At 73.1% G+C, this 20704-nt stretch carries 15 protein-coding genes; 11 read left to right on the forward strand and 4 right to left on the reverse strand.

Annotated elements, in window-relative coordinates; translation table 11 throughout:
* Positions 1-28: 28 nt before the first annotated feature.
* Positions 29-835 (reverse strand): hypothetical protein, encoded by an 807-nt coding sequence (locus tag C7C46_RS20230; protein WP_110671287.1) that lies wholly within the window; start codon positions 833-835, stop codon positions 29-31.
* A gap of 139 nt (positions 836-974) precedes the next feature.
* Between C7C46_RS20230 and C7C46_RS20235 the strand changes: the two genes are divergently transcribed.
* On the forward strand, positions 975-3605 hold the full coding sequence (locus C7C46_RS20235; protein WP_110671333.1) for a valine--tRNA ligase: 2631 nt from the start codon (positions 975-977) through the stop codon (positions 3603-3605).
* 42 nt (positions 3606-3647) lie between these two features.
* Here C7C46_RS20235 and C7C46_RS20240 read toward each other — a convergent pair whose 3' ends face one another.
* From C7C46_RS20240 to C7C46_RS20250, 3 genes are all read right to left on the reverse strand, one after another.
* The gene (locus tag C7C46_RS20240; protein WP_110671288.1) at positions 3648-6641 is read right to left on the reverse strand and encodes a helix-turn-helix transcriptional regulator; all 2994 of its coding nucleotides are present in this window, start codon (positions 6639-6641) and stop codon (positions 3648-3650) included.
* A gap of 78 nt (positions 6642-6719) precedes the next feature.
* The gene (locus tag C7C46_RS20245; RefSeq protein ID WP_110671289.1) at positions 6720-6935 is read right to left on the reverse strand and encodes a hypothetical protein; all 216 of its coding nucleotides are present in this window, start codon (positions 6933-6935) and stop codon (positions 6720-6722) included.
* Positions 6928-10035: a type 2 lanthipeptide synthetase LanM family protein gene (locus C7C46_RS20250; RefSeq protein ID WP_146259150.1), complete on the reverse strand. Its 3108-nt coding sequence runs from the start codon at positions 10033-10035 to the stop codon at positions 6928-6930. The genes C7C46_RS20245 and C7C46_RS20250 overlap by 8 nt, the downstream gene beginning before the upstream one ends.
* Before the next feature lie 161 nt (positions 10036-10196).
* Here C7C46_RS20250 and C7C46_RS20255 point away from each other — a divergent pair, with 161 nt between their 5' ends.
* From C7C46_RS20255 to rodA, 10 genes are all read left to right on the forward strand, one after another.
* Positions 10197-11006 carry an AfsR/SARP family transcriptional regulator gene (locus tag C7C46_RS20255; protein ID WP_110671291.1) on the forward strand — a complete coding sequence of 270 codons (810 nt, stop codon included), beginning with the start codon at positions 10197-10199 and terminating at the stop codon, positions 11004-11006.
* A 288-nt stretch (positions 11007-11294) separates the two neighbouring features.
* Positions 11295-11792, forward strand: a complete 498-nt coding sequence (locus C7C46_RS20260; RefSeq protein WP_110671292.1) for a hypothetical protein — start codon at positions 11295-11297, stop codon at positions 11790-11792.
* Positions 11793-11880: 88 nt separating this feature from the next.
* Positions 11881-13281 (forward strand): bifunctional tetrahydrofolate synthase/dihydrofolate synthase, encoded by a 1401-nt coding sequence (folC, locus tag C7C46_RS20265; protein ID WP_110671293.1) that lies wholly within the window; start codon positions 11881-11883, stop codon positions 13279-13281.
* A 3-nt stretch (positions 13282-13284) separates the two neighbouring features.
* The gene (locus C7C46_RS20270) at positions 13285-13635 is read left to right on the forward strand and encodes a DUF4233 domain-containing protein (RefSeq protein WP_110671294.1); all 351 of its coding nucleotides are present in this window, start codon (positions 13285-13287) and stop codon (positions 13633-13635) included.
* 126 nt (positions 13636-13761) lie between these two features.
* Positions 13762-14175, forward strand: a complete 414-nt coding sequence (gene ndk, locus C7C46_RS20275) for a nucleoside-diphosphate kinase (protein ID WP_110671295.1) — start codon at positions 13762-13764, stop codon at positions 14173-14175.
* 331 nt (positions 14176-14506) lie between these two features.
* Complete coding sequence (locus tag C7C46_RS20280; protein WP_110671334.1) at positions 14507-15532, forward strand: rod shape-determining protein; 1026 nt, start codon at positions 14507-14509, stop codon at positions 15530-15532.
* 74 nt (positions 15533-15606) lie between these two features.
* A complete protein-coding gene (gene mreC, locus C7C46_RS20285; protein WP_110671296.1) occupies positions 15607-16563 on the forward strand; it encodes a rod shape-determining protein MreC in 957 nt (318 codons plus the stop codon).
* A 3-nt stretch (positions 16564-16566) separates the two neighbouring features.
* Entirely contained in the window at positions 16567-17184 is a 618-nt protein-coding gene (gene mreD, locus C7C46_RS20290) for a rod shape-determining protein MreD (RefSeq protein ID WP_110671297.1), read from the forward strand.
* Between the two features lie 26 nt (positions 17185-17210).
* A complete protein-coding gene (mrdA, locus tag C7C46_RS20295; protein ID WP_110671298.1) occupies positions 17211-19415 on the forward strand; it encodes a penicillin-binding protein 2 in 2205 nt (734 codons plus the stop codon).
* Entirely contained in the window at positions 19412-20611 is a 1200-nt protein-coding gene (gene rodA, locus C7C46_RS20300; protein ID WP_110671299.1) for a rod shape-determining protein RodA, read from the forward strand. Before mrdA ends, rodA begins: the two co-directional genes overlap by 4 nt.
* Positions 20612-20704: the final 93 nt, after the last annotated feature.

Below are 20704 nucleotides of genomic sequence, written 5' to 3' on the forward strand. Positions count from 1 at the left end.
CCCTCCTCCTTCCGGTCTGCGCCGCGGGCTACTTCTTGACCTCGGCGATGGCGCGCAGGTCGCGGGTGTCCGAGGCGGCCTTGTCGATCGAGGGCGCGGCGCCCTTGAGGTTGGTCTGCAGGGTGATCACCAGGGTGCTGTTGTCCACCCAGACGCAGACCGCTTCGGTCACCGGCCCGATGAACGCGTTCTCACAGCTCATCACGCCGCCCATCGGGCCCGGGTCCGGGTGGCTGCGCGGGCCGAAGGTGGTGGTCGTGGTGCTGCTGGACTTGGCCGAGCCCTCGAAGCCGGCCCAGAACGAGGACTCCTCGGCGGAGGGCGAGGCGATCTTGCCCCAGCCGCCGTAGACCACGAGCATCCGGCCCAGGGTGGCGCTGCTGGTCTGGTAGACCGTGCTCACCGTGCCGTCCAGCTTCTTGCTCTCCTGCGGATCGGAGTTGACGCTCTGCTGCATCTGCTGGGCGATCTGGTTGCCCGGGTCGCTGGTCAGGCCCTGGAAGGTGGCGGGCAGCACCACCTTGTGGGTGCCCTCCTTGGAGAGGTTGTCGCCGACGCTGGCGACCAGCACCGCGAAGGCCACGCCGATCGCCACCACCACCGCGCCCAGCGTGATCCACAGGCCCTTGCGGGACTTCTTCGGCGGCGCCGGCGGCGGGTAGCCGCCGTAGCCGGCCTGGCCGTAGCCCGCCGGGTAGCTGTAGCCGGGCTGGGCGGCCGGCTGCCCGTAGGCCGGCGGCTGGCCGTAGCCCGGCTGCGGCGGGACCTGCCCGTAGCCCGGGGCCTGCCCGAACCCCGGGGGTGTCGGCTGTGCGTACGGGTTCTGGTCGGACATCTGAGGTCCCCTCCCTCGTGCTGACGCGCAGGGCTCTCGGGACGATCAGGAGGTCCGTCCGAGCACCGGGCACGCTACCGTACGCCTCGGACGTCGATCCGGGGTCCGCCGGTTCCGTAAACTGTGCGTCGTGACCGACATGACGAACCAGCTCCCCGCCGACTCCGCGTCCGGGGACCACGCAGCCGCCCTTCCCAAGACCTACGCTCCCGGCGAGGTAGAGGGCGAGCTGTACGAGCGCTGGGTGGACCGCGGCTACTTCACCGCGGACGCGAAGAGCGACAAGCCCGCGTACACCATCGTCATCCCGCCGCCGAACGTCACCGGGGCCCTGCACCTGGGCCACGCCTTCCAGCACACCCTGATGGACGCCCTGACCCGCCGTAAGCGGATGCAGGGCTACGAGGCCCTGTGGCTGCCCGGCATGGACCACGCCGGCATCGCGACCCAGAACAAGGTGGAGCAGGAGCTCGCCGAGTCCGGCCTGTCCCGGCACGACCTGGGCCGTGAGGCCTTCGTCGAGAAGGTCTGGGAGTGGAAGGAGAACTACGGCGGCAAGATCCTGGGTCAGATGCGCCGCCTGGGCGACGGCGTGGACTGGAGCCGGGAGCGGTTCACCATGGACGAGGGCCTGTCCCGGGCCGTCCAGACCATCTTCAAGAACCTCTTCGACGACGGCCTGATCTACCGCGCCGAACGCATCATCAACTGGTGCCCGCGCTGCCTCACCGCGCTGTCCGACATCGAGGTGGAGCACGAGGACAGCCCCGGCGAGCTGGTCTCGATCCGCTACGGCGAGGGCGACGACACGATCGTGGTCGCCACCACCCGGGCCGAGACCATGCTCGGCGACACCGCGGTCGCCGTCCACCCGGACGACGAGCGGTACCGGCACCTGGTCGGACGGACCATCAAGCTGCCGCTGACGGACCGTGAGATCCCGGTGGTCGCCGACACCCACGTCGACCCGGAGTTCGGCACCGGCGCCGTCAAGGTGACCCCGGCGCACGACCCCAACGACTTCGCCATCGGCCAGCGGCACAACCTGCCGAACCTGAGTGTGATGGACGAGACCGGCGCGATCACCGTGCACGGTCCCTTCCTCGGCCTGGACCGGCTGGAGGCCCGCGCCGCCGTGGTCGGCGCGCTGCGCGAGCAGGGCCGGATCGTCGCCGAGAAGCGGCCGTACATGCACGCGGTGGGCCACTGCTCGCGCTGCCACACCATCGTCGAGCCGCGGTTGTCGCTGCAGTGGTGGGTCAAGGTCGAGCCGCTGGCCAAGGCGGCCGGCGACGCGGTCCGCGACGGCCGGGTGCAGATCCACCCGAAGGAGCTGGAGCGCCGCTACTTCGACTGGGTCGACAACATGTACGACTGGTGCATCTCGCGCCAGCTCTGGTGGGGACACCGGATCCCGGTCTGGTACGGCCCGGACGGCGAGGTGGTCTGCGTCGGACCGGACGAGCAGCCGCCGGCCGGCGAGGGCTGGACCCAGGACCCGGACGTGCTGGACACCTGGTTCTCCAGCGGCCTGTGGCCGTTCTCCACGCTGGGCTGGCCGGAGCAGACTCCCGACCTGGCCAAGTTCTACCCGACCGACGTGCTGCTCACCGGCCACGACATCATCTTCTTCTGGGTCGCCCGGATGATGATGTTCGGCCTGTACGCGATGGACGGTCAGGTCCCGTTCCACACCATCGCGCTGACCGGGCTGGTCCGCGACGAGTTCGGCAAGAAGATGTCCAAGTCCAACCCGAACGCGGTGGACCCGCTGGACTGGATGGACGCCTACGGCGCCGACGCGGTCCGGTTCACCCTGGCCAGCGGCGCCAACCCCGGCGCGGACGTGCCGATCGGCGAGGACTGGGTCAAGGGCTCGCGCAACTTCTGCAACAAGATCTGGAACGCCACCCGGTTCGCGCTGATGAACGGCGCCACCGTCGAGGGCCCGCTGCCGGCGGCCGCGGAGATGACCGCGGCCGACCGCTGGGTGCTGGCCCGGCTCAACGAGACCGTCGCCCAGGTGGACGCGCTCTACGAGGACTACCAGTTCGCCAAGCTCTCCGACGCGCTCTTCCACTTCGCCTGGGACGAGGTCTTCGACTGGTACGTCGAGCTCTCCAAGACCACCCTGGCCAAGGGCGGCCCGCAGGCCGACGCGGCCCGCCGGGTGCTCGGCGAGGTGCTGGACGTGACGCTGCGCCTGCTGCACCCGGTGGTCCCGTTCGTCACCGAGGCGCTGTGGACGGCGCTGACCGGCGCCGAGTCGGTGGTGGTGGCCGAGTGGCCCAGGGACAGCGGCTTCCGCGACCCGGCCGCCCAGGCCGAGATCGCCACCCTGCAGCAGGTGGTCACCGAGGTCCGCCGGTTCCGCAACGACCAGGGCCTCAAGGACACCCAGAAGGTCCCCGCCACGCTGGAGCTGGCCGGCGCCGGCCTGGCCGACCACGAGGCCGCGATCCGCTCGCTGACCCGGCTGACCGCGCCCGAGGACGGGTTCGCGGCCACCGCCTCGCTGTCGGCGGCGGGCGCCGCGGTGGCGCTGGACCTGTCCGGCACCATCGACGTGCCCGCCGAGCGCAAGCGGCTGGCCAAGGACCTCGCGGTGGCCGAGAAGGAGCTGGCGCAGACCACGGCGAAGCTCGGCAACGAGGGCTTCCTGGCCAAGGCGCCGGACGACGTGGTGGCCAAGATCCGGGGCCGCCAGGCGGCCGCCGAGGCCGACATCGCCCGGATCACCGCCCAGCTGGCCGCGCTGCCGCAGGGCTAGCCGGCACCCGACCCGGGGCCCGTCCGACGGACGGTCCCCGGGTCAGCCGGCCAGGGTGGCGGCGTACTCGCACAGCGCCGAGCGGTGCGGATGGCCGGTCTTGGCGAGCAGGCTGGCCACGTGCTTCTCCACGGTGCGCGGGGAGATGTACAGCCGCTCGGCGATCTCCTGGTTCCCCAGGCGGTCCGGCAGCAGCAGGAAGACCTCGTACTCACGCACCGTCAGCCCCTGCCGGCGCAGCTCCGGGGGCACCACGTCGGAGCCGCTGCGGCGCTGCTGGATGCTGGCCCCGGCCCGGCGCAGCAGGTCGCGGCAGGCGGCGGCCACGGCCGGCGTCCCCGCCCCGTGGAAGAACTCCTCGGCGCCGCGCAGCCAGCCGACCGGGTCGCCCCAGCCGTCGGCCAGCGCCGCCTCGGCCACCAGTCGCAGCCCCAGGTGACGGGCCATCAGGAACGGCCGGGCGGCCTCCTGGGCGGCGGCCACCGCGTCCAGCGCCTCGGCGACCCGGCCCTCGCGGCCCAGCAGCACCGCGAGGCCCAGCTGCTCGAACTGGCGGTTCCAGGGCAGCACCGCGGCCGCCTCGGCGGCCACCTTCTGGTGCTCGGTCAGGTCGCCGACCCCGGCCAGGGCGCGCAGCAGCGGGCGCAGCCCGTACCGTCCGTTGAGGTAGAAGACGGTCGGGTTGCGGTCCTCCCAGCCGACCGCCTGGTCGAGCTCGGCCAGCGCCTGCGGCCGGTCCTCCTCCAGCAGCGCGCAGACCGCCCGGTTGCCGTGCACCAGCGGCAGCTGGAGCGAGCGCTCGCCGTCCCAGCGGCGGAACTCGGCCAGCTCCTGGTCCATCTCCCGGCGCCGGCCCTGGTGCGCGGCCAGCGCGGCCCGGGTGAGCAGCACGTACTGGTGGTTGTCGGCGTTGCGCAGCCGGGCGGTGGCGTCCAGGCAGCGGTCGGACAGCTCGCGGGCCTTGGGGTACTCGCCGCGCAGCACCGCCTGCATGGCCAGCGAGGCCTCCGCCGAGTGCATCAGCGCCAGCGCGCCCAGTCCCAGCGCCGCCCGGTGGGCGCGCTCCAACCGGGCCGAGGAGCCGGAGCGCATGAAGTCGTTGGCGCCCAGGCGGACCAGGGCGTCCACCTGCCAGGTGGTCAGCTGGTGCTGGGTGGCCAGCTCCAGGCCCCGCTCCAGGCAGGCGTCGGCCCGGTCGAAGCCGTGCTTGCGCTCCAGCAGGGCGATCATCTGCCAGGCCTGGCAGGCCACCTCGGGCACCCCGGCCTGCTCGGCGGCGGCGGCCGCCCGGCGCAGCAGCTCCTCGGCCGCGGCCGTGCGGTCCAGCATCGGGAAGGGCGGCTCGGGCGCGTCCGGATCGCCGGCCAGGGCCCCGTCGGCGCCGGCCAGCAGTAGCTGGGCGGTGACCACGTCGACCGCCGGGCGGTGGGAGGCGGAGTCGAACCGGGTCAGCAGGCGACGCGCGTAGCCTACTTGCGCGGCGGCCTCCTCCCAGCGCAGCGCGCTGGCCGCGGCCCAGGCCAGCCGGGTGTGCAGGGCGGCGGTGCGGGCCGCGCCGGGCGCGCCGGGGCCGGCCAGCGGCAGCTCCTCGGCCAGCGCCTTGGCCCGGTCGTAGTCGCCGGTCTCGATCAGGATGTAGATCAGCTGCTCGACCACGCCGGTGCGGTCCGCGGCCCACTCCGGGTCGCTCGCCTCCACCGCGTCCAGCAACTGGTAGGCGCGCTCCAGCAGCGAGACCGCCGACTTGACGCCACCGCCGTCCAGCGCGGCCCGGCCGGCCTCGGCGAAGCGCAGCGCGGCGGCCCGGTTGTCGCCGGCGGTCAGCCGCAGCGCCGCCACCCGGCGGCACCACTCGCCGGGCAGCCCGGGGTAGGCGGCCTCGATCGCGTCCGCCGCGCGGGCCGCGATCCTGGTCCGCTCGGCCGGCAGCAGCTCGGCCAGCAGCGCGTCGGTGGTGAGGGCGTGCCGGAACTCGTACCAGTCGGCCACCGGGCCGCTGGCCGATATCAGCTGGGCGTCAATGCCGGCCCGCAGGTGGACCAGCAGCTCCCGGTCGTCCAGCCCGGTGACCAGCTTGAGCACCGGCAGCGCGAACCGGCGGCCGAGCACCGCGGCCGCGTGCAGCAGGTCGCGGCAGTCGGGGCTGAGCCGGGCGGCGCGCTGGGCGACCGAGTGCACCACGGTGCTCGGCACGTCCACCGGCAGTTCGCCGCAGACCTGCCACTGCTCGCCCTCGCGGCGCAGCACCTCGGTGGAGACCATGCCGCTGAGCAGCTCCTCGACCACGAAGGGGTTGCCCTCGCCGTCCCGGACCAGGCGCTCGACCACGGATTCGGGCAGTCGGCCGGGGGCGGTGGAGAGCGCGGCCTCGGCCATCGCGCGGACCTGGTCGGCCGTCAGGGTGCCCGGCTCGACCAGGGTGGCGCTGCGTCTGCGGGCCACCGCCCGGACCAGCTCGTCCGCCGGGCCGGACTGCGGGCGCAGGGTGGCCAGCAGGAAGACCGGCAGGCCCTGGATGTTGTCGCTGAGGTACTCGACCACCGCCAGCGTCTCCGCGTCGGCGTCGTGCAGGTCCTCCAGCACCAGCAGGCAGCCCTGCTCCTGGTGCTGGGTCAGGTTGCGGCCGACCGCGAGCAGCAGCCGCAACACCGCCTCGCCGGTCTCCAGCAGGGCGGGCGGCGGGCCGGCCGGCTCGGCGCCGCGCCACTCCGGCAGCAGCACCGACAGGGCCGAGCGGTACGGAGCCAGCTCCGGGTCCTGCGGCGGGCCGCCGACCCGGAAGAGCGAGAGCAGCGCCTCCGCGATCGGGCGGAAGGGCATGGTCGCACCGGTGGCCACCGCACGCCCGCGCAGCACCGCCATGCCGGCCGAGAAGGCCCGGAAGGCGGCCTCGGAGGCGAGCCGGGACTTGCCGATGCCGGCCTCGCCGCGGACGAAGGCCGCTCGGCCCTCGCCCCGGCGGGCAGCACTGAGCCCCGCGTCCAGCAGGGCCAGCTCACTGCTGCGCCCCACCACCACGGGCGACGTGATGAGCATGTCCGGAGGCTACCTCCGGAACCGGCCGAACCGCCATGGTGGCTGCGGCCCGGCCGGTCTGATTGCAGGTCAGCAGAGTCAGGCGACGGTCACGCTGGTCACTGTCATGGCGCTGACCGAGGTCTCCATGGCGCCTTCGTACGTGACCGGACCGACCAGTCCGGCCAGCAGGCCCGCCCGCTGGCCCGGGCCGCCGCGCTGGCCGAGCCGGATCTCGCCCGCCGGGTGGAAGGCGGCGGCACCGTCGCGGGTGGCGATGTTCTTCCAGTTGCGGATCATGGCTTCGTCACTCATGTCGTCCTCCTGGGGAAGCAGGGGTGGCTGGTTGCAGCAGCAGTACGGACGGAATCCGGGGCCGGAATCCGAGACGGAGCAGTTGGTGGCCGATACCGGCCAGACCGGTCAGCAGTCCGGGACTGCTGAGGCCTTCGGGAGTCCCGCAGCGCGGGCCGAAGCGGTCGAGACAGGCGAGCAGGGTGCCCGCCCGGGCGTGCAGTGCTGCGGTCAGCGGGCCGTCGGCCGCGCCGGTCAGCAGCAGGTCCAAGGTGCCGGCCTCGCCGTGGCAGAGGCTGTGGTCGGCGGCGATCGGGCGGCGCGCGGCGCGGCGCAGTGCCCGCTCCAGCACGGCGGCCAGCTCCGGATCGTCGTGCTGGGCGCCGCTGCCGGCCACCGCCAGGGCGGCGCCGTCCAGCGGGTCGCACCAGCCGGTGCCGGTGCGGTGCGCCCCCAGCGCGGCCGGGGCTTGGTCGGCCTGGAGCGCCGCGGTGCGCAGCAGCTCCAGCCCGGCCCGGTGGTACTGGGCGCCGCCGCCGGCCGCGGCGTAGCGCAGCAGGGCCAGGCCCGCACCCGCGCCGCCCTCGTGCAGTCCGGCTCCGAAAGCGGACTGAGGGGCTGTCAGCAGCCGCTCGGCGAACGGGCGGGCCGCGGTCAGCGCGTGCTCGGGGCCGCCCCCGGCGTGCACGGCGAGCAGCGCGGCCAGTGCGCCCGCATCGCCCTCCAGCAGTCCGGCGTGCTCCGCCGCGCCGGCGCCCGCCAGCTCGGTCAGCTGGACCGCCAGGCCCAGCCAGTCGGCGATGGTCCGGTCCTCGAGCAGCACCGCGAGCCGGCTGAGCGCGTAGCTGATCCCGCCCAGGCCCGCGAAGCCGGCGCCCACCTGCGGCAGCTGCGCCGGGTAGCCGGCCAGCGCGTTCAGCAGGGCCGGGACCGGGGCCAGCGCCCGCCGGGCCAGTGCCGCGTAGCGCGGCACGCCGGTCAGCGAGGCCAGTTCGGCCAGGAAGAGCGCGGTGCCGCAGTAGCCGTGCGGCAGCCCGGCGCCCAGCGGCAGCAGTGCCCAGTGCTTCTCGTCCAGCGGCTCCAGGCCCAGCCAGTTGACCCGGCGGCCGTCGTCGTGGCCGGCCGCCAGGATCCGGTCGGCGATCGCGCAGGCGGCGGCCAGCAGGCGCTCGGGGTCGGGCACGGTGGCCACCCCGGGGCCGGGCTCCGCGGCCGGCGCGCCGGGAGCGGTGTCGCCGTCCCGGACCGCCAGCGCCGCCTGGATCACCCACTCCTGGTCGAAGCGGTCGGTGCCGCCCATCCGCCCCAGCCGCCGGCGGGCCCAGTCCAGCCCGGAGCCGAGCACCGGCGCGCTGGTGGCCAGCTCGCCGATCCGCAGCCCGGCCCGGCCCGCGGTGGCGCCGAACAGCGGCACGTCGCCGCGCCAGAGTTCGGCCAGTTCGGCGCCGACCAGCAGGCGCTGCACCGGGTGGTGGGCCGACTCGCGCCACAGCGTGTCCAGCAGGTGGTCGCGCTCCAGCGCCTCGCGCAGCACGTCGGGGTGGCAGGACTCGTCCAGCAGGGTCGCGTACCGGGCGGTGTCGCGCACCAGCACCCGGGTCGGGCAGTCGGCGAAGCCGGTGAGCAGCGCGGCCAGTTCGCCGCGGTGCGTGACGATCGCCGCGTAGCCCGCCCGGTAGCCGCCGAGCAGGGCCGCGGTGTGTCGGGCCGGGTCGACGTCCGCCCCGTCCAGCCGGGGCCGGTTGGCGCCGCCGCGGCTGACGGCCGCGGTGCGCACCAGGTGCATCTCGTCGGTGGCGGCGCCGGCCCAGTCGGCCACCTGGACCGGCAGCGGCACGCCCTTGTCGCCGCCCAGGCCGGACAGGTCCATGGCGCCCTCGGCGCCGTAGCTGAGCACCGGCAGCAGCGCGGTGCGCCGCACCGAGTCCTCCAGCGCGCCCATCGCGGGGTCGTCGGCGGCCGGGCGGGGGCGGACCAGCGCGGGGTGGCAGAGCGTCTCCAGGTCCACCAGCACCGGCTGGTCGCCGCAGGCCAGCAGGTTCTCGAAGTGCAGGTCGGTGCCGCCCAGGGTGTGCACCAGGGCGAGCAGCGCGCCCAGGCGGTGGTAGAAGCGGCGCACCTCGGCCGGGTCGGCGCAGGGCGCGGCGGTGGCGAACTCCACCCAGCCGTAGCCGTCCCGGGTCAGCACCGCCAGGGTGCGCGGGGCCAGCTCGGGCAGCTTGTCGCCGAGCCAGTCCAGGGTCTCGTTGAACCGGGCGTGCAGCTCGAGCGGGCGCGGCTTGTAGACCAGCTCGGCGCCGTGCTCGAAGCGCAGCAGGGCCACCGTACGGCCGTGCCCGTGCCGGTCGCCGCGGCCGGTGTCCACCCCGACCAGCCGGCCCGGGTCCTGCCCGGGCCAGAGCGCGGCGACCAGGTCGGCGCGGTCGTCGGCGAGCCGCTCCAGCAGCTCGGTCCAGGCGGCGAGGCTCTGCTCGCAGGTCTGGGCGAGCAGCCGGGCCAGCACCGGGTACTCGGTGAGCAGGGCGCGCAGTGCCCGGCGCTCGGCCGAGCGGCGCACGAAGTCGGCGAACCGGTGGGTCGGGGTGTCGCCCTGCAGCCGCTCGGTCACCCGGGCCACGTTCAGCTCCAGCACCAGGGTGCGGCGGGCGATCCGGACCAGGGCCGCGGACAGCTGCCGGGTGAAGCAGTCGCGCAGCGCCACCGGGTCGACCAGGCCGGCCGGCCGCACCGGGAGCGGCAGGCGCTCGGCGGCGAGCTCGGTGAAGGGGGCCAGCACCTGGGCGAAGCCGGTCGCCCAGTCGAGCTCGGCGCCCGGTTCGGCCACCCGCTCGGGGGCCGCGGCCAGCGCCTGCTCGGCGTAGTCGGCCCAGGACGGCACGGCGACCCGGGCGGCCAGCTCCGCGGCCGGCTCGGCGGCCAGTGCGGCCAGCTGCGGCTCGGTCAGCCCCAGCTCGGCCAGCCGGGCCGCGAACTCGGCGGGGCCGGCGTAGTCCGCCGCCCAACGCTTCGTCAGCTCGGCCGCACCGAGCGTCGGCTGCGTGGGCAGTGGCAGTCGCTCGGCACGGCTGAGACCGCGGGTCCACCAGTGTGTCCCCGGCTCGTCCGTCCCCATCTCCGTCATGACCACGAGGTTGCCAGCGCACCGCCCCCACCCTCCATGGGGGCGGGCCCCCATATTCAGGGGCGGGCAGGGGTGGCGGTGGTGGGGGCCGGTGGGGGCCGGAGGAATGCGGGGGCTCGCCCCCATGGGAAGCGCGGCGGGGCGGGGCCAGGCTCGAAGCCATGCAGAACAGTGCGCGTTGCGCTCGCAACCACGATGTGCGGATCACCGTTCTCGGCCCGGTCGGGGCCACGGTGGACGGGCAGGCGGCCCGGCTCGGCGGCCGCCGCCCCCGGGCCCTGCTGGCTGCCCTGCTGGTGGCCGACGGCTCCCTGGTGACGGAGGACCAGTTGATCGACTCGGTCTGGGAGGACCAGCTGCCGGCCAAGCCCCGCCAGGCGCTGCACACCTACGTGGCGGACCTGCGCCGGGCGCTGGAGCCCGACCGCCGGGCCCGCCAGGAGCCGCTGGTGCTGCTGCGCCACCCGGCCGGCTACGCGCTGGCGGTCGGCCCGGAGCGGGTGGACACCCGACGCTTCGTCGACCTGGTGGCCGCCGGCGTGGCGGCCGCCACCGCGGCCCGGCCGGCCGAGGCGCTGGCCCAGGTGGACCAGGCACTGCGGCTGTGGCGCGGGCCGGCCTTCGCGGACCTGGCGGACTCGCGGTTCCTGCGGGCCGAGATCGGCCGGCTCGAGGAGTGCCGCTCGCTGGCCCGGGAGATCCGGGTGGCCGCCCGGCTCGGGCTGGGCGAGCACCGGCAGTCGCTGCTGGAGAGTCAGGAGCTGGTCGCCGACTACCCGCTGCGCGAGTCGGCCTGGGCGCTGCGGGTGCTGACCCTGTACCGCTGCGGCCGCCAGGCCGAGGCGCTGCAGACCCTGGGCACCGCCCGCCGGGTGCTGCGCGAGCAGCTCGGCGCGGACCCGGGGCCCGAGCTGGCCCGGCTGACCGAACGCGTCCTGGTGCACGACCCCGCCCTCGCTTGGCACTGCTGACTGGTCCTCAGTCCAGCAGCTCCCAACGGGAGTCCGCTGGGAGTCCACTGGGAAGCGACCGGGAGTCCGTCGGGGAGCCGGCCCGTCCCGTCCGGGCCGATTAACCGCTGAATTCCGCGGATTGCCAAGAATCGATCAGGTTCGCATTCTTTCAGGCACAACCTGCGGCCAGGTCCGACGCCGGGAGATGGTGCGCCGTATACGGTGTTCTGCAGTTCCGGGTTCCGTTTTCCGTCTGGAGCAGCCCGGTCCGGAAGAGCGGCGACGGGAAGGCATGGCATGACGCGAATGCACACTACGGCCGGCGAACTCCCCGCGCAGCGGGTCGAAGAGGCCAAGGGACGGGCCGCCAACCTGCTGCTCGCGTTCCGGCACGGCAACCAGCTCGCCTTCGACGGGGCGCTGGACCGCCTGCTGGCCGACCAGGACGAGCGCACCGTGCTCACCATACTGGCCTGGATCGCGGCCGAGGCGGTGCGCAAGGCCTACGCCCCCGAGGTCGGCGACCGGGTGCTGCGCTCGCTGGCCCGCCGGGCCCCGCAGAGCGAGATCGGCGTCGCGGTGGACGAGGAGTCGGCCGATGCCGCGCGGCTGATCGCGGCGGTGCGCGGGGGCGACGTGGCGCAGGTGCGCGAGCTGGTCGCCGCCACCGCGGACACCACCTTCCTGCTCGGCGGCCTGCTCCAGGCGGTGGCGATGATGCTGCCGCTGCTGCCGGAGGAGGAGGTCGACCAGGTCCTGGGGGAGCTGCGGATGCGGCAGGCGGCGGTGCCGGCCGGGGTCTGACCCCGGCGCACCACCGGGCCGACCAGGCACGCGGGGAGCTGGCGGCCCCCGCGCGGTGAGGGCTCGCCCACTCCGTAGACTTGGCGGCGTGAGCAGCAGCGCCGGGCCGAACCCGTACACCATCCGCCCCAGCAGTGCGGACGCCGTCGAACAGCCGGACGCCCTTCGCGAGATCGAGGCGGAACTGGCCAAGCGGTGGCCGGAGAACAAGATCGAGCCCACCCTGGACCGGATCAACGCCCTGATGGACATCCTGGGCCAGCCTCAGCACTCCTATCCGGCGATCCACATCACCGGCACCAACGGCAAGACCTCCACCGCGCGGATGGTCGAGCAGTTGCTGAGCGCCTTCGAGCTGCGCACCGGCCGCTACACCAGCCCGCACGTGGAGTCGGTGACCGAGCGGATCAGCCTGGACGGCCAGCCGATCAGCGCCGAGAAGTTCGTCTCGACCTACCAGGACATCGAGCCGTACATCCGGATGGTCGACGAGCAGCAGCCGATCGCGCTCTCCTTCTTCGAGGTGCTGACCGGCATGGCCTACGCGGCCTTCGCCGACGCGCCGATCGACGTCGCCGTGGTCGAGGTCGGCATGGGCGGCAGCTGGGACGCGACCAACGTGATCGACGCGGCGGTCGCCGTGATCACCCCGGTCTCGCTGGACCACACCGACCGGCTGGGCAACACCACCGGCGAGATCGCCACCGAGAAGTCCGGCATCATCAAACAGGGCGCCGTCGCGGTGGTCTCCCAGCAGCCGCTGGACGCCGCCCAGGCGATCCTGAAGCGCGCCGTCGAGGTGGACGCCACGGTGGCCCGCGAGGGCATGGAGTTCGGCGTGCTGCACCGCGAGATCGCGGTCGGCGGGCAGGTGGTGACGCTGCGCGGGCTCGGCGGCGCCGAGTACTCCGAAATCTTCATCCCGCTGCACGGCGAGCACCAGGCGCACAACGCCGCGGTCGCGCTCTGCGCGGTGGAGGCCTTCTTCGGCGTCGGCGCGGCCCGCGAGGGCTCGCTCGACATCGACAAGGTCCGCCAGGCCTTCTCCGGGGTCTCCTCCCCGGGCCGGCTGGAGGTGGTCCGGCGCAGCCCCACCATCGTGCTGGACGCCGCGCACAACCCGGCCGGCGCCGAGATCACCGCGGCCGCGCTCGCCGAGTCCTTCAGCTTCACCCGGCTGATCGGCGTGATCGCCGCCAGCGGGGACAAGGACGTCACCGGCCTGCTGGAGGCCTTCGAGCCGGTGCTGGCCGAGATCGTGGTGACCGAGAACTCCACCCACCGGGCGATGCCGGTGGACCGGCTGGCCGCCCAGGCGGTCGAGGTGTTCGGCGAGGACCGGGTGGTGGTCGAGCCGCGGCTGGACGATGCCATCGAGGCCGCGGTCACCCTGGCCGAGGAAGAGGGCGACCTCGCCGGTGCCGGGGTGCTGATCACCGGCTCGGTGATCACCGTGGGCGAGGCCCGCCTGCTGCTCGGGAGGAAGTGAGCCATGCGCACGCTCTGCTCGTCCACGCTGATCGGCGAGGTCTTCGTGATCCTCTTCGCCGCCTGCGTCGCCATGCGGATGACGGACGTCTCGACGGCGGTGATCTGGACCGTCAGCGGGGTGGCGATGCTGCTCTGCGTGCTGCTGTGCGGTGTGATCACCCGGCCGGGCGCGGTGGCGGTCGGCTGGGCGCTGCAGGTGGCGCTGATCGCCGGCGGCCTGCTGCTGCCCACCATGTACGGACTGGGCGTGGTCTTCGCCGCGCTGTGGTGGTGCTCGGTGCACTACGGGCGCAAGATCGACGTCATCAGGGAACAGCGCAGCCGGGCCGAGCAGCCGGCGGCCGGAGCCTGAAGCGAGGGCACCCGGGGACGGGGTGAACGGTCGGGGTCCGTCCGGGCGCCGACCGTTCGCTCACCCGAGGTAACCTCTGGGCCGGTGGCTTACACCAGTCCGTCCCGAAACGCATGGAGCCGCACCGTGACCCAGCGCACCCTCGTCCTGCTCAAGCCCGATGCCGTTCGCCGCGGCCTGGCCGGTGAGATCATCAGCCGGATCGAGCGCAAGGCCGGCTGGCAGCTGGCCGCGGTCGAGCTGCGCACCTTCGACCGCGCGACGCTGGAGCAGCACTACGGTGAGCACGTCGGCAAGCCGTTCTACGAGCCGCTGCTCACCTTCATGGGTGAGGGCCCGTCGATCGCGCTGATCGTCGAGGGTGAGAACGTGATCCCTGGCGTGCGTGCGCTGGCCGGGGCCACCGACCCGCTGGAGGCCGGCCCCGGCACCATCCGCGGCGACTACGCCACCATCACCCGGGAGAACCTGATCCACGCCTCCGACTCGCCCGAGTCCGCGGAGCGCGAGATCAAGATTTTCTTCCCGGCGCACGCCTGACCGAACGCCAGAGCGCCCTCGCCGGCTGACGCCGGGCCGGTCAGGCGCGGCCCGGCTCAGCCAACGGTGGGAATCTGATCGTCAAATATGGAACCGGGCGCGCCGACACGGCGTCCCAATGCGGGCAGAACTGATTCGGCGACGGAGAATGGACGCCATACCCGCCCCGCCGACGAGTTCGCCGGACGTGGCTACGATGGAGGCACTCGGCGGACCCCGGCGGTCCGTCCAGCCGTCCCCGCACCGCTGTGCAGAGCCACCGGTGTGAGGGTCAACTCCCTGCCCAAGACATACAGTTCGGGAAGGCGTCCTACACCTCATGGCCAACAACCTGTCGTTCATCGGCCGTGACCTGGCGATCGACCTCGGCACTGCCAACACGCTGGTGTACGTCAGGGGCAAGGGGATCGTCCTGAACGAGCCGTCCGTGGTGGCGGTCAACACCAACACCGGCGGCATCCTCGCGGTGGGCTCCGAGGCGAAGAAGATGATCGGGCGCACGCCCGGCAACATCATCGCGATCCGCCCGCTCAAGGACGGCGTGATCGCCGACTTCGAGATCACCCAGCGGATGCTGCGCTACTTCATCCAGAAGATCCACCGCCGCCGCTACCTGGCCCGCCCGCGGGTCGTGGTCTGCGTGCCCAGTGGCATCACCGGCGTCGAGCGCCGGGCCGTGGTCGAGGCCAGCCACCTGGCCGGCGCCCGCCAGGTGCACATCATCGAGGAGCCGATGGCGGCCGCGATCGGCGCCGGCCTGCCGGTGCACGAGGCCACCGGCAACATGGTGGTGGACATCGGCGGCGGCACCACCGAGGTCGCGGTCATCTCGCTGGGCGGCATCGTCACCGCGCAGTCCATCCGGGTGGCCGGCGACGAGCTGGACAACGCGATCGTCCAGCACATCAAGAAGGAGTACTCGCTGCTGCTCGGCGAGCGCAGCGCCGAGCAGATCAAGATGAGCATCGGCTCGGCCTACGGCTCGGAGAACGAGAAGGACGAGCACGCCGAGATCCGCGGCCGCGACCTGGTCAGCGGCCTGCCGAAGACCGTGGTGATCTCGGCCGCCGAGGTCCGCGAGGCGATCGACGAGCCGGTCAACTCCATCATCGACGCCGTCAAGACCACCCTGGACCAGTGCCCGCCCGAGCTGGCCGGCGACGTGATGGACCGCGGCGTGGTGCTCACCGGCGGCGGCGCCCTGCTGCGCGGCCTCGACGAGCGGCTGCGCCGGGAGACCGGCATGCCGATCCACATCGCGGAGAACCCGCTGGACTCGGTGGCGCTCGGCTCCGGCCGGTGCGTCGAGGAGTTCGAGGCGCTCCAGCAGGTACTGGACGCCCAGCCGCGTCGTTAGACCGACCGACAACCCCAGCGACAAGCACCGCGACACCTCCAGACCGGCCGTCAAGAAGGGGCAGCAGCACTGCCGTGAGGGACACACGAGAGAGCCGACTGCTGCTCATCCTGCTGGTGGCCATCGCGTTCGCGCTGATCACCGTGGACATCAAGGGGGGCGAGAGCTCCCCGCTGAACGGCGCCCGCAAGACCGCCGCCGCCCTGCTCGGCCCGGTCGAGCGGGGCGCCGCCGGAGCGGTGGACCCGATAGCCCGCACGGTCCGCGCGATCCGCGACTCCGGCACCCAGCAGCAGCGGCTGAACCAGATCGGCGCCGAGAACACCGAACTGCGCCAGCGGCTGGCGTCCTCGGACACCGCCACCCGACGCACCAAGCAGCTCGACGACATGCTGCGCACCGCCGGCACCGGCGGATACACCGTCAAGGCCGCGCAGGTGATCGCCATCGGCGCGGCCCAGGGCTTCTCCTGGACCATCACCATCGACGCCGGCAGCGACGACGGCATCCAGCGCGACATGACGGTGATCAACGGCGAGGGCCTGGTCGGCCGGGTCACCACGGTGGCCCCGACCACCGCCACCGTGCTGCTGGCCACCGACCCGGGCTTCACCGCCGGGACCCGGATGGAGGGCAGCGGCGAGATCGGCTTCGCGGCCGGCCAGGGCGCCAGCCCGATGCGGGTGCAACTGCTCAACGGCAAGGCCCAGGTCAAGGCGGGGGACCGGCTGGTCACCTTCGGCTCGCAGAGCGGTCGCCCGTTCGTGCCGGGCGTGCCGGTGGGCAAGGTGCTCAGCGTGGAGGCCACCCCGGGCGAACTGACCAAGACCGTGCTCGTCCAGCCGTTCGTCTCGTTCACCCGGCTCGACCTGGTCGGGGTGGTCGTGGTGCCGCCGCGCACCGACCCCAGGGACGCGGTGCTGCCGCCGGCGCCCAGCGGCGCACCGAGCCCGAACGCCGGCGCCCAGCCGCCGGCCCAGCTGGCCCAGCTGCCCGTCCAGCCCACCGCCACCAAGACCGGGGGGAACTGACCGATGGTCATCAAGCGTGTCGTACTCGGCGGGGTGCTGGTCCTGCTCGCCCTGGTCGTCCAGGTCAGCGTGCTGGGCCGGCTGCAGCTGCCCGGCGCCACCCCGGACCTGATGCTGCTGGTGGTGGTCGGCCTGGCCCTGGTCTGGGGCCCGTCGGCCGGCTGCGTGGCCGGCTTCTCGTCCGGCCTGCTGGCCGACCTGGCGCCGCCCTCGGACCACGCGATCGGCCGCTACGCCCTGGTGCTGTGCCTGATGGGCTACGCGGCCGGCATGCTGCGCGCCGAGCCCGGCCGCCAGCGCTCGGTACTGGTCCCGCTGGTGGTGGTGGCCGGCGCCGCCGTGGTCTCCACCGTGCTGTACGCGGCGGTCGGCGCGCTGGTCGGCGACACCGCCGCCCGGCACGTCGGGCTGACCGGCCTGGTGTTCAGCGCCCTGCTGTACGACCTGCTGCTGGCCCCGTTCGTGGTGCCGGTGGTGATGCTGCTGGCCCGGCGGATCGACCCCGGCTCGCTGGGCGAGATGAGCGGCTCGGGCCTGGGCACGCTGGCCCGGTACCGGACCACCCGCGACCCCTCGGCGGTCGGCCCGTCCGCCCGCAAGAAGCGCGTCCCCGGTCTCTGACGATCCGCTAGCCAGGAGTCTTCCCCGTGAGCAACATCCCGGAGACCGGCCGAACCCGCCGGGTGACGATCCGTCTGGTGGTGCTGCAGATCCTGGTGATCTCGCTGCTGGCCACCCTCGGCGGTCGGCTATGGTACCTGCAGATCCGCAACGGCAGCGAGTACACCGCCAAGGCGTCCAACAACCACATCCGCGAGGTGGTCGCCCCGGCCGTGCGCGGCGAGATCCTGGACGCCGACGGCCGGGTGCTGGCCGGCAACCAGACCAAGCTGGTGGTCTCGGTCTCGCGCACCTCGCTGCTGCAGCAGAAGGACCACGGCAAGGCGGCGCTCGGCCGGCTGGCCCAGGTGCTCGGGCTGAACACCAAGGACGTGCAGGACAAGGTCCGGCTCTGCGACGCCAAGACTCCGCAGCCCTGCTGGAACGGTTCGCCCTACCAGCCGATCCCGGTGACCGACCAGGCCACCACCCAGCAGGCGATGCAGATAATGGAGCGCCGCGAGGACTTCCCGGGCATCACCGCCCAGCCCACCGCCCTGCGCCAGTACCCGGGCCCGGACGGCGCCAACGCCGCCCAGGTGCTCGGCTACCTCTCGCCGGTCACCGACGACGAGGTCAGCAAGACCGCCGACAAGACCGGCCGGGACCGCTACCTGCCGTCCGACCAGATCGGCCGGGCCGGCCTGGAGTCGGTCTACGACGACGACCTGCGCGGCACCACCGGGGTGGACCGGCTCGAGGTGGACAACCTCGGCCGGGTGATCGGCTCGGCCGGCAACACCCCCGCCCAGTCCGGCAACAACGTGGTCACCAGCCTGGACGCGCGGGTGCAGAAGGTGGTCGAGGACAACCTGGTCCAGGCCATGAACGACGCCCGCACCCAGTTCGACAAGGAGACCAACAAGAACTACGTGGCCGACTCCGGCGCGGCCGTGGTGATGGACGTGCACACCGGCCGGATCATCGCGATGGCCAGCGCCCCGACCTACGACCCCAACCTGTGGGTCGGCGGCATCTCCGCCAAGGACTACGGCAACCTGACCGGCCAGGACAGCAACTACCCGCTGCTCAACCGGGCCATCCAGGGCCAGTCGGCACCCGGCTCCACCTTCAAGGTGGTCTCCACCTCGGCCGCCGTGGCGGCCGGCTACTCGCTGGACGGCCACTACCCGTGCCCGCAGAGCATGACCATCGGCGGGCGCGAGTTCAAGAACTTCGAGGGCGAGCAGTTCGGCGACATCTCGCTGGAGAAGGCGCTCGAGATCTCCTGCGACACCGTCTTCTACGGCCTGGCCTACGACCAGTGGATGAAGGACGGCGGGATCCACCCGAAGAACCCGGCCGACTGGTTCTACAAGACCGCCCACCAGTTCGGCCTGGGCGCCAAGACCGGTGTGGACCTGCCCGCCGAGGTCACCGGCCGGGTGCCGGACCGGCAGTGGAAGCAGGACTTCTACACCGCCAACAAGGACGCCTGGTGCAAGCAGGCCGAGGGCGGCGGCACCGACTTCGCCACCCAGATCGCCCGCGAGAACTGCGTGGACGGCAACGTGATGCGCGCCGGTGACTCGGTCAACTACGCGATCGGCCAGGGCGACACCCTGGTCACCCCGATCCAGATGGCCCGGATCTACTCGGCGCTGGCCAACGGCGGCACGCTCTACCGCCCCAGCGTGGCCAAGGCGGTCGTCACCCCCAGCGGCCAGCTGGTGCGCGACATCGCCCCGCACGAGGACGGCAAGCTGCCGGACGACCAGAAGACCCTGCAGTACATCGACCAGGCCACCGCGGGCGTCATCACCAGCGGCACCGCGGCCTGGAAGTTCGTCGGCGCCGGCTGGCCGCAGGACAAGATCCAGCTGCACGCCAAGACCGGTACCGCCGAGGTCTACGGCAAGCAGACCACCTCCTGGCTGACCACCTACAGCAAGGACTACGCGGTGGTCATGACGATCAGCCAGGCCGGTACCGGCTCCGGCGGTTCCGGTGACGCGGTCCGCAAGATCTACCAGGCGCTGTACGGCGTGGACGACAAGGGCGCCATCGACAACGGCAAGGCCTTGCTGCCCACCCCGCAGACCAAGCTGCCCACCTTCAACCCGGACGGCACCGCGCAGCTCCAGCAGGCCTCCTACACCGTCGACTACCCGACCCCGGCGCCCGCCCAGCCCGCCTTCGCCGCCGACCTGCTCGCGGTGGAGCCCCGCACCACCGGAAGGAGCCGGGCATGACCTCCTACGGGTCCTACCGCCCGCTGCGGTTCTCGCCGCAGCGCAGTCCGATGGCCCGAGCGCTGGCCAAGGACGCGCCGCTGCGGCGGATCGACTGGATACTCGTGCTGGCCGCGCTGGCCCTCTCGCTGGGCAGCTCGCTGCTGGTCTGGTCGGCCACCCGCGGGCGTGACTCCCTGACCCACGGGGACCCGCAGTACTTCCTCTACCGGCACCTGACCAACCTGATGATCGGCCTGGTGCTGTTCGGGGCGGCGGTGGCCATAGGGCACCACCGGATCAAGGCCGCGGTGCCGGTGCTGTTCCTGTGCGCCGTCCTGATGCTGTTCGCCACACTGAGCCCGCTCGGCTCGACCATCAACGGCGCGCACTCCTGGATCCAGTTCGGCGGCGGCTTCTCGATCCAGCCGGCCGAGTTCGCCAAGCTGGCGATCGTGCTCGGGATGGCGCTGGTGCTCTCCTCCCGGGTGGACTCGGGGGAGCGTGAGCTGCCCGGCGACCGGAGCGTGCTGCAGGCGCTGGCGGTGGCCGCCTTCCCGATGTGCGTGGTGATACTGATGCCGGACCTCGGTTCGGTGATGGTGATGGCGGTCACCACGCTGGGCATCCTGCTCGCCTCCGGCGCGCCGAACCGCTGGCTGTTCGGCCTGCTGGTGGCCGGCGGCCTGGGGGCCGCGGCGGTCTGGAAGCTCGGGGTGCTGAGCAAATACCAGATCGACCGGTTCGCCGCTTTCGCCAACCCCAAGCTGGATCCCGCGGGGGTGGGCTACAACACCGCCCAGGCCCGGATCGCGATCGGCTCCGGCGGGCTGACCGGCAAGGGGCTCTTCCACGGCACCCAGACCATAGGGCAGTTCGTCCCCGAGCAGCAGACCGACTTCGTCTTCACGGTGGCGGGCGAGGAGCTCGGCTTCGTGGGCGGCCTGGTGCTGATCTCGCTGGTCGGGGTGATCCTCTGGCGCGCCTGCAAGATCGCCCGGCAGGCCACCGACCTGTTCGGCACCGTCGTCTGCGGCGGCGTGATCACCTGGTTCGCCTTCCAGTCCTTCGAGAACATCGGGATGACGCTGGGGATCATGCCGGTGGCCGGCATCCCGCTGCCCTTCGTCAGTTACGGCGGCTCCTCGATGTTCGCGGGCTGGATCGCCATCGGCCTGCTTCAGGCGGTGCGCACCCAGCGGCCGATAGCGGGCTGAGCGGTGCTGCGCGGGCTCCCCGGATCTCGGCGGTCGGGGGAGCCCTTCGCGTCGCGCTACCCTTGAGGGTCACCCCTTCCGCTCTCACAGAGG

Origin of the sequence: Streptomyces tateyamensis (assembly GCF_003205575.1) — a bacterium.
Classification (GTDB): domain Bacteria; phylum Actinomycetota; class Actinomycetes; order Streptomycetales; family Streptomycetaceae; genus Kitasatospora; species Kitasatospora tateyamensis.

Bases quoted from the DNA above. Each gene is read 5' to 3' on its own strand.
- C7C46_RS20235 (WP_110671333.1), top strand. From the start codon at position 975: ATGACGAACCAGCTCCCCGCCGACTCCGCGTCCGGGGACCACGCAGCC.
- rodA (WP_110671299.1), top strand. From the start codon at position 19,412: ATGACCTCCTACGGGTCCTACCGCCCGCTGCGGTTCTCGCCGCAGCGC.
- C7C46_RS20260 (WP_110671292.1), top strand. From the start codon at position 11,295: ATGCACACTACGGCCGGCGAACTCCCCGCGCAGCGGGTCGAAGAGGCC.
- C7C46_RS20230 (WP_110671287.1), bottom strand. From the start codon at position 835: ATGTCCGACCAGAACCCGTACGCACAGCCGACACCCCCGGGGTTCGGG.
- C7C46_RS20245 (WP_110671289.1), bottom strand. From the start codon at position 6,935: ATGAGTGACGAAGCCATGATCCGCAACTGGAAGAACATCGCCACCCGC.
- C7C46_RS20240 (WP_110671288.1), bottom strand. From the start codon at position 6,641: ATGCTCATCACGTCGCCCGTGGTGGTGGGGCGCAGCAGTGAGCTGGCC.
- C7C46_RS20250 (WP_146259150.1), bottom strand. From the start codon at position 10,035: ATGACGGAGATGGGGACGGACGAGCCGGGGACACACTGGTGGACCCGC.
- mreD (WP_110671297.1), top strand. From the start codon at position 16,567: ATGGTCATCAAGCGTGTCGTACTCGGCGGGGTGCTGGTCCTGCTCGCC.
- C7C46_RS20270 (WP_110671294.1), top strand. From the start codon at position 13,285: ATGCGCACGCTCTGCTCGTCCACGCTGATCGGCGAGGTCTTCGTGATC.
- C7C46_RS20255 (WP_110671291.1), top strand. From the start codon at position 10,197: ATGCAGAACAGTGCGCGTTGCGCTCGCAACCACGATGTGCGGATCACC.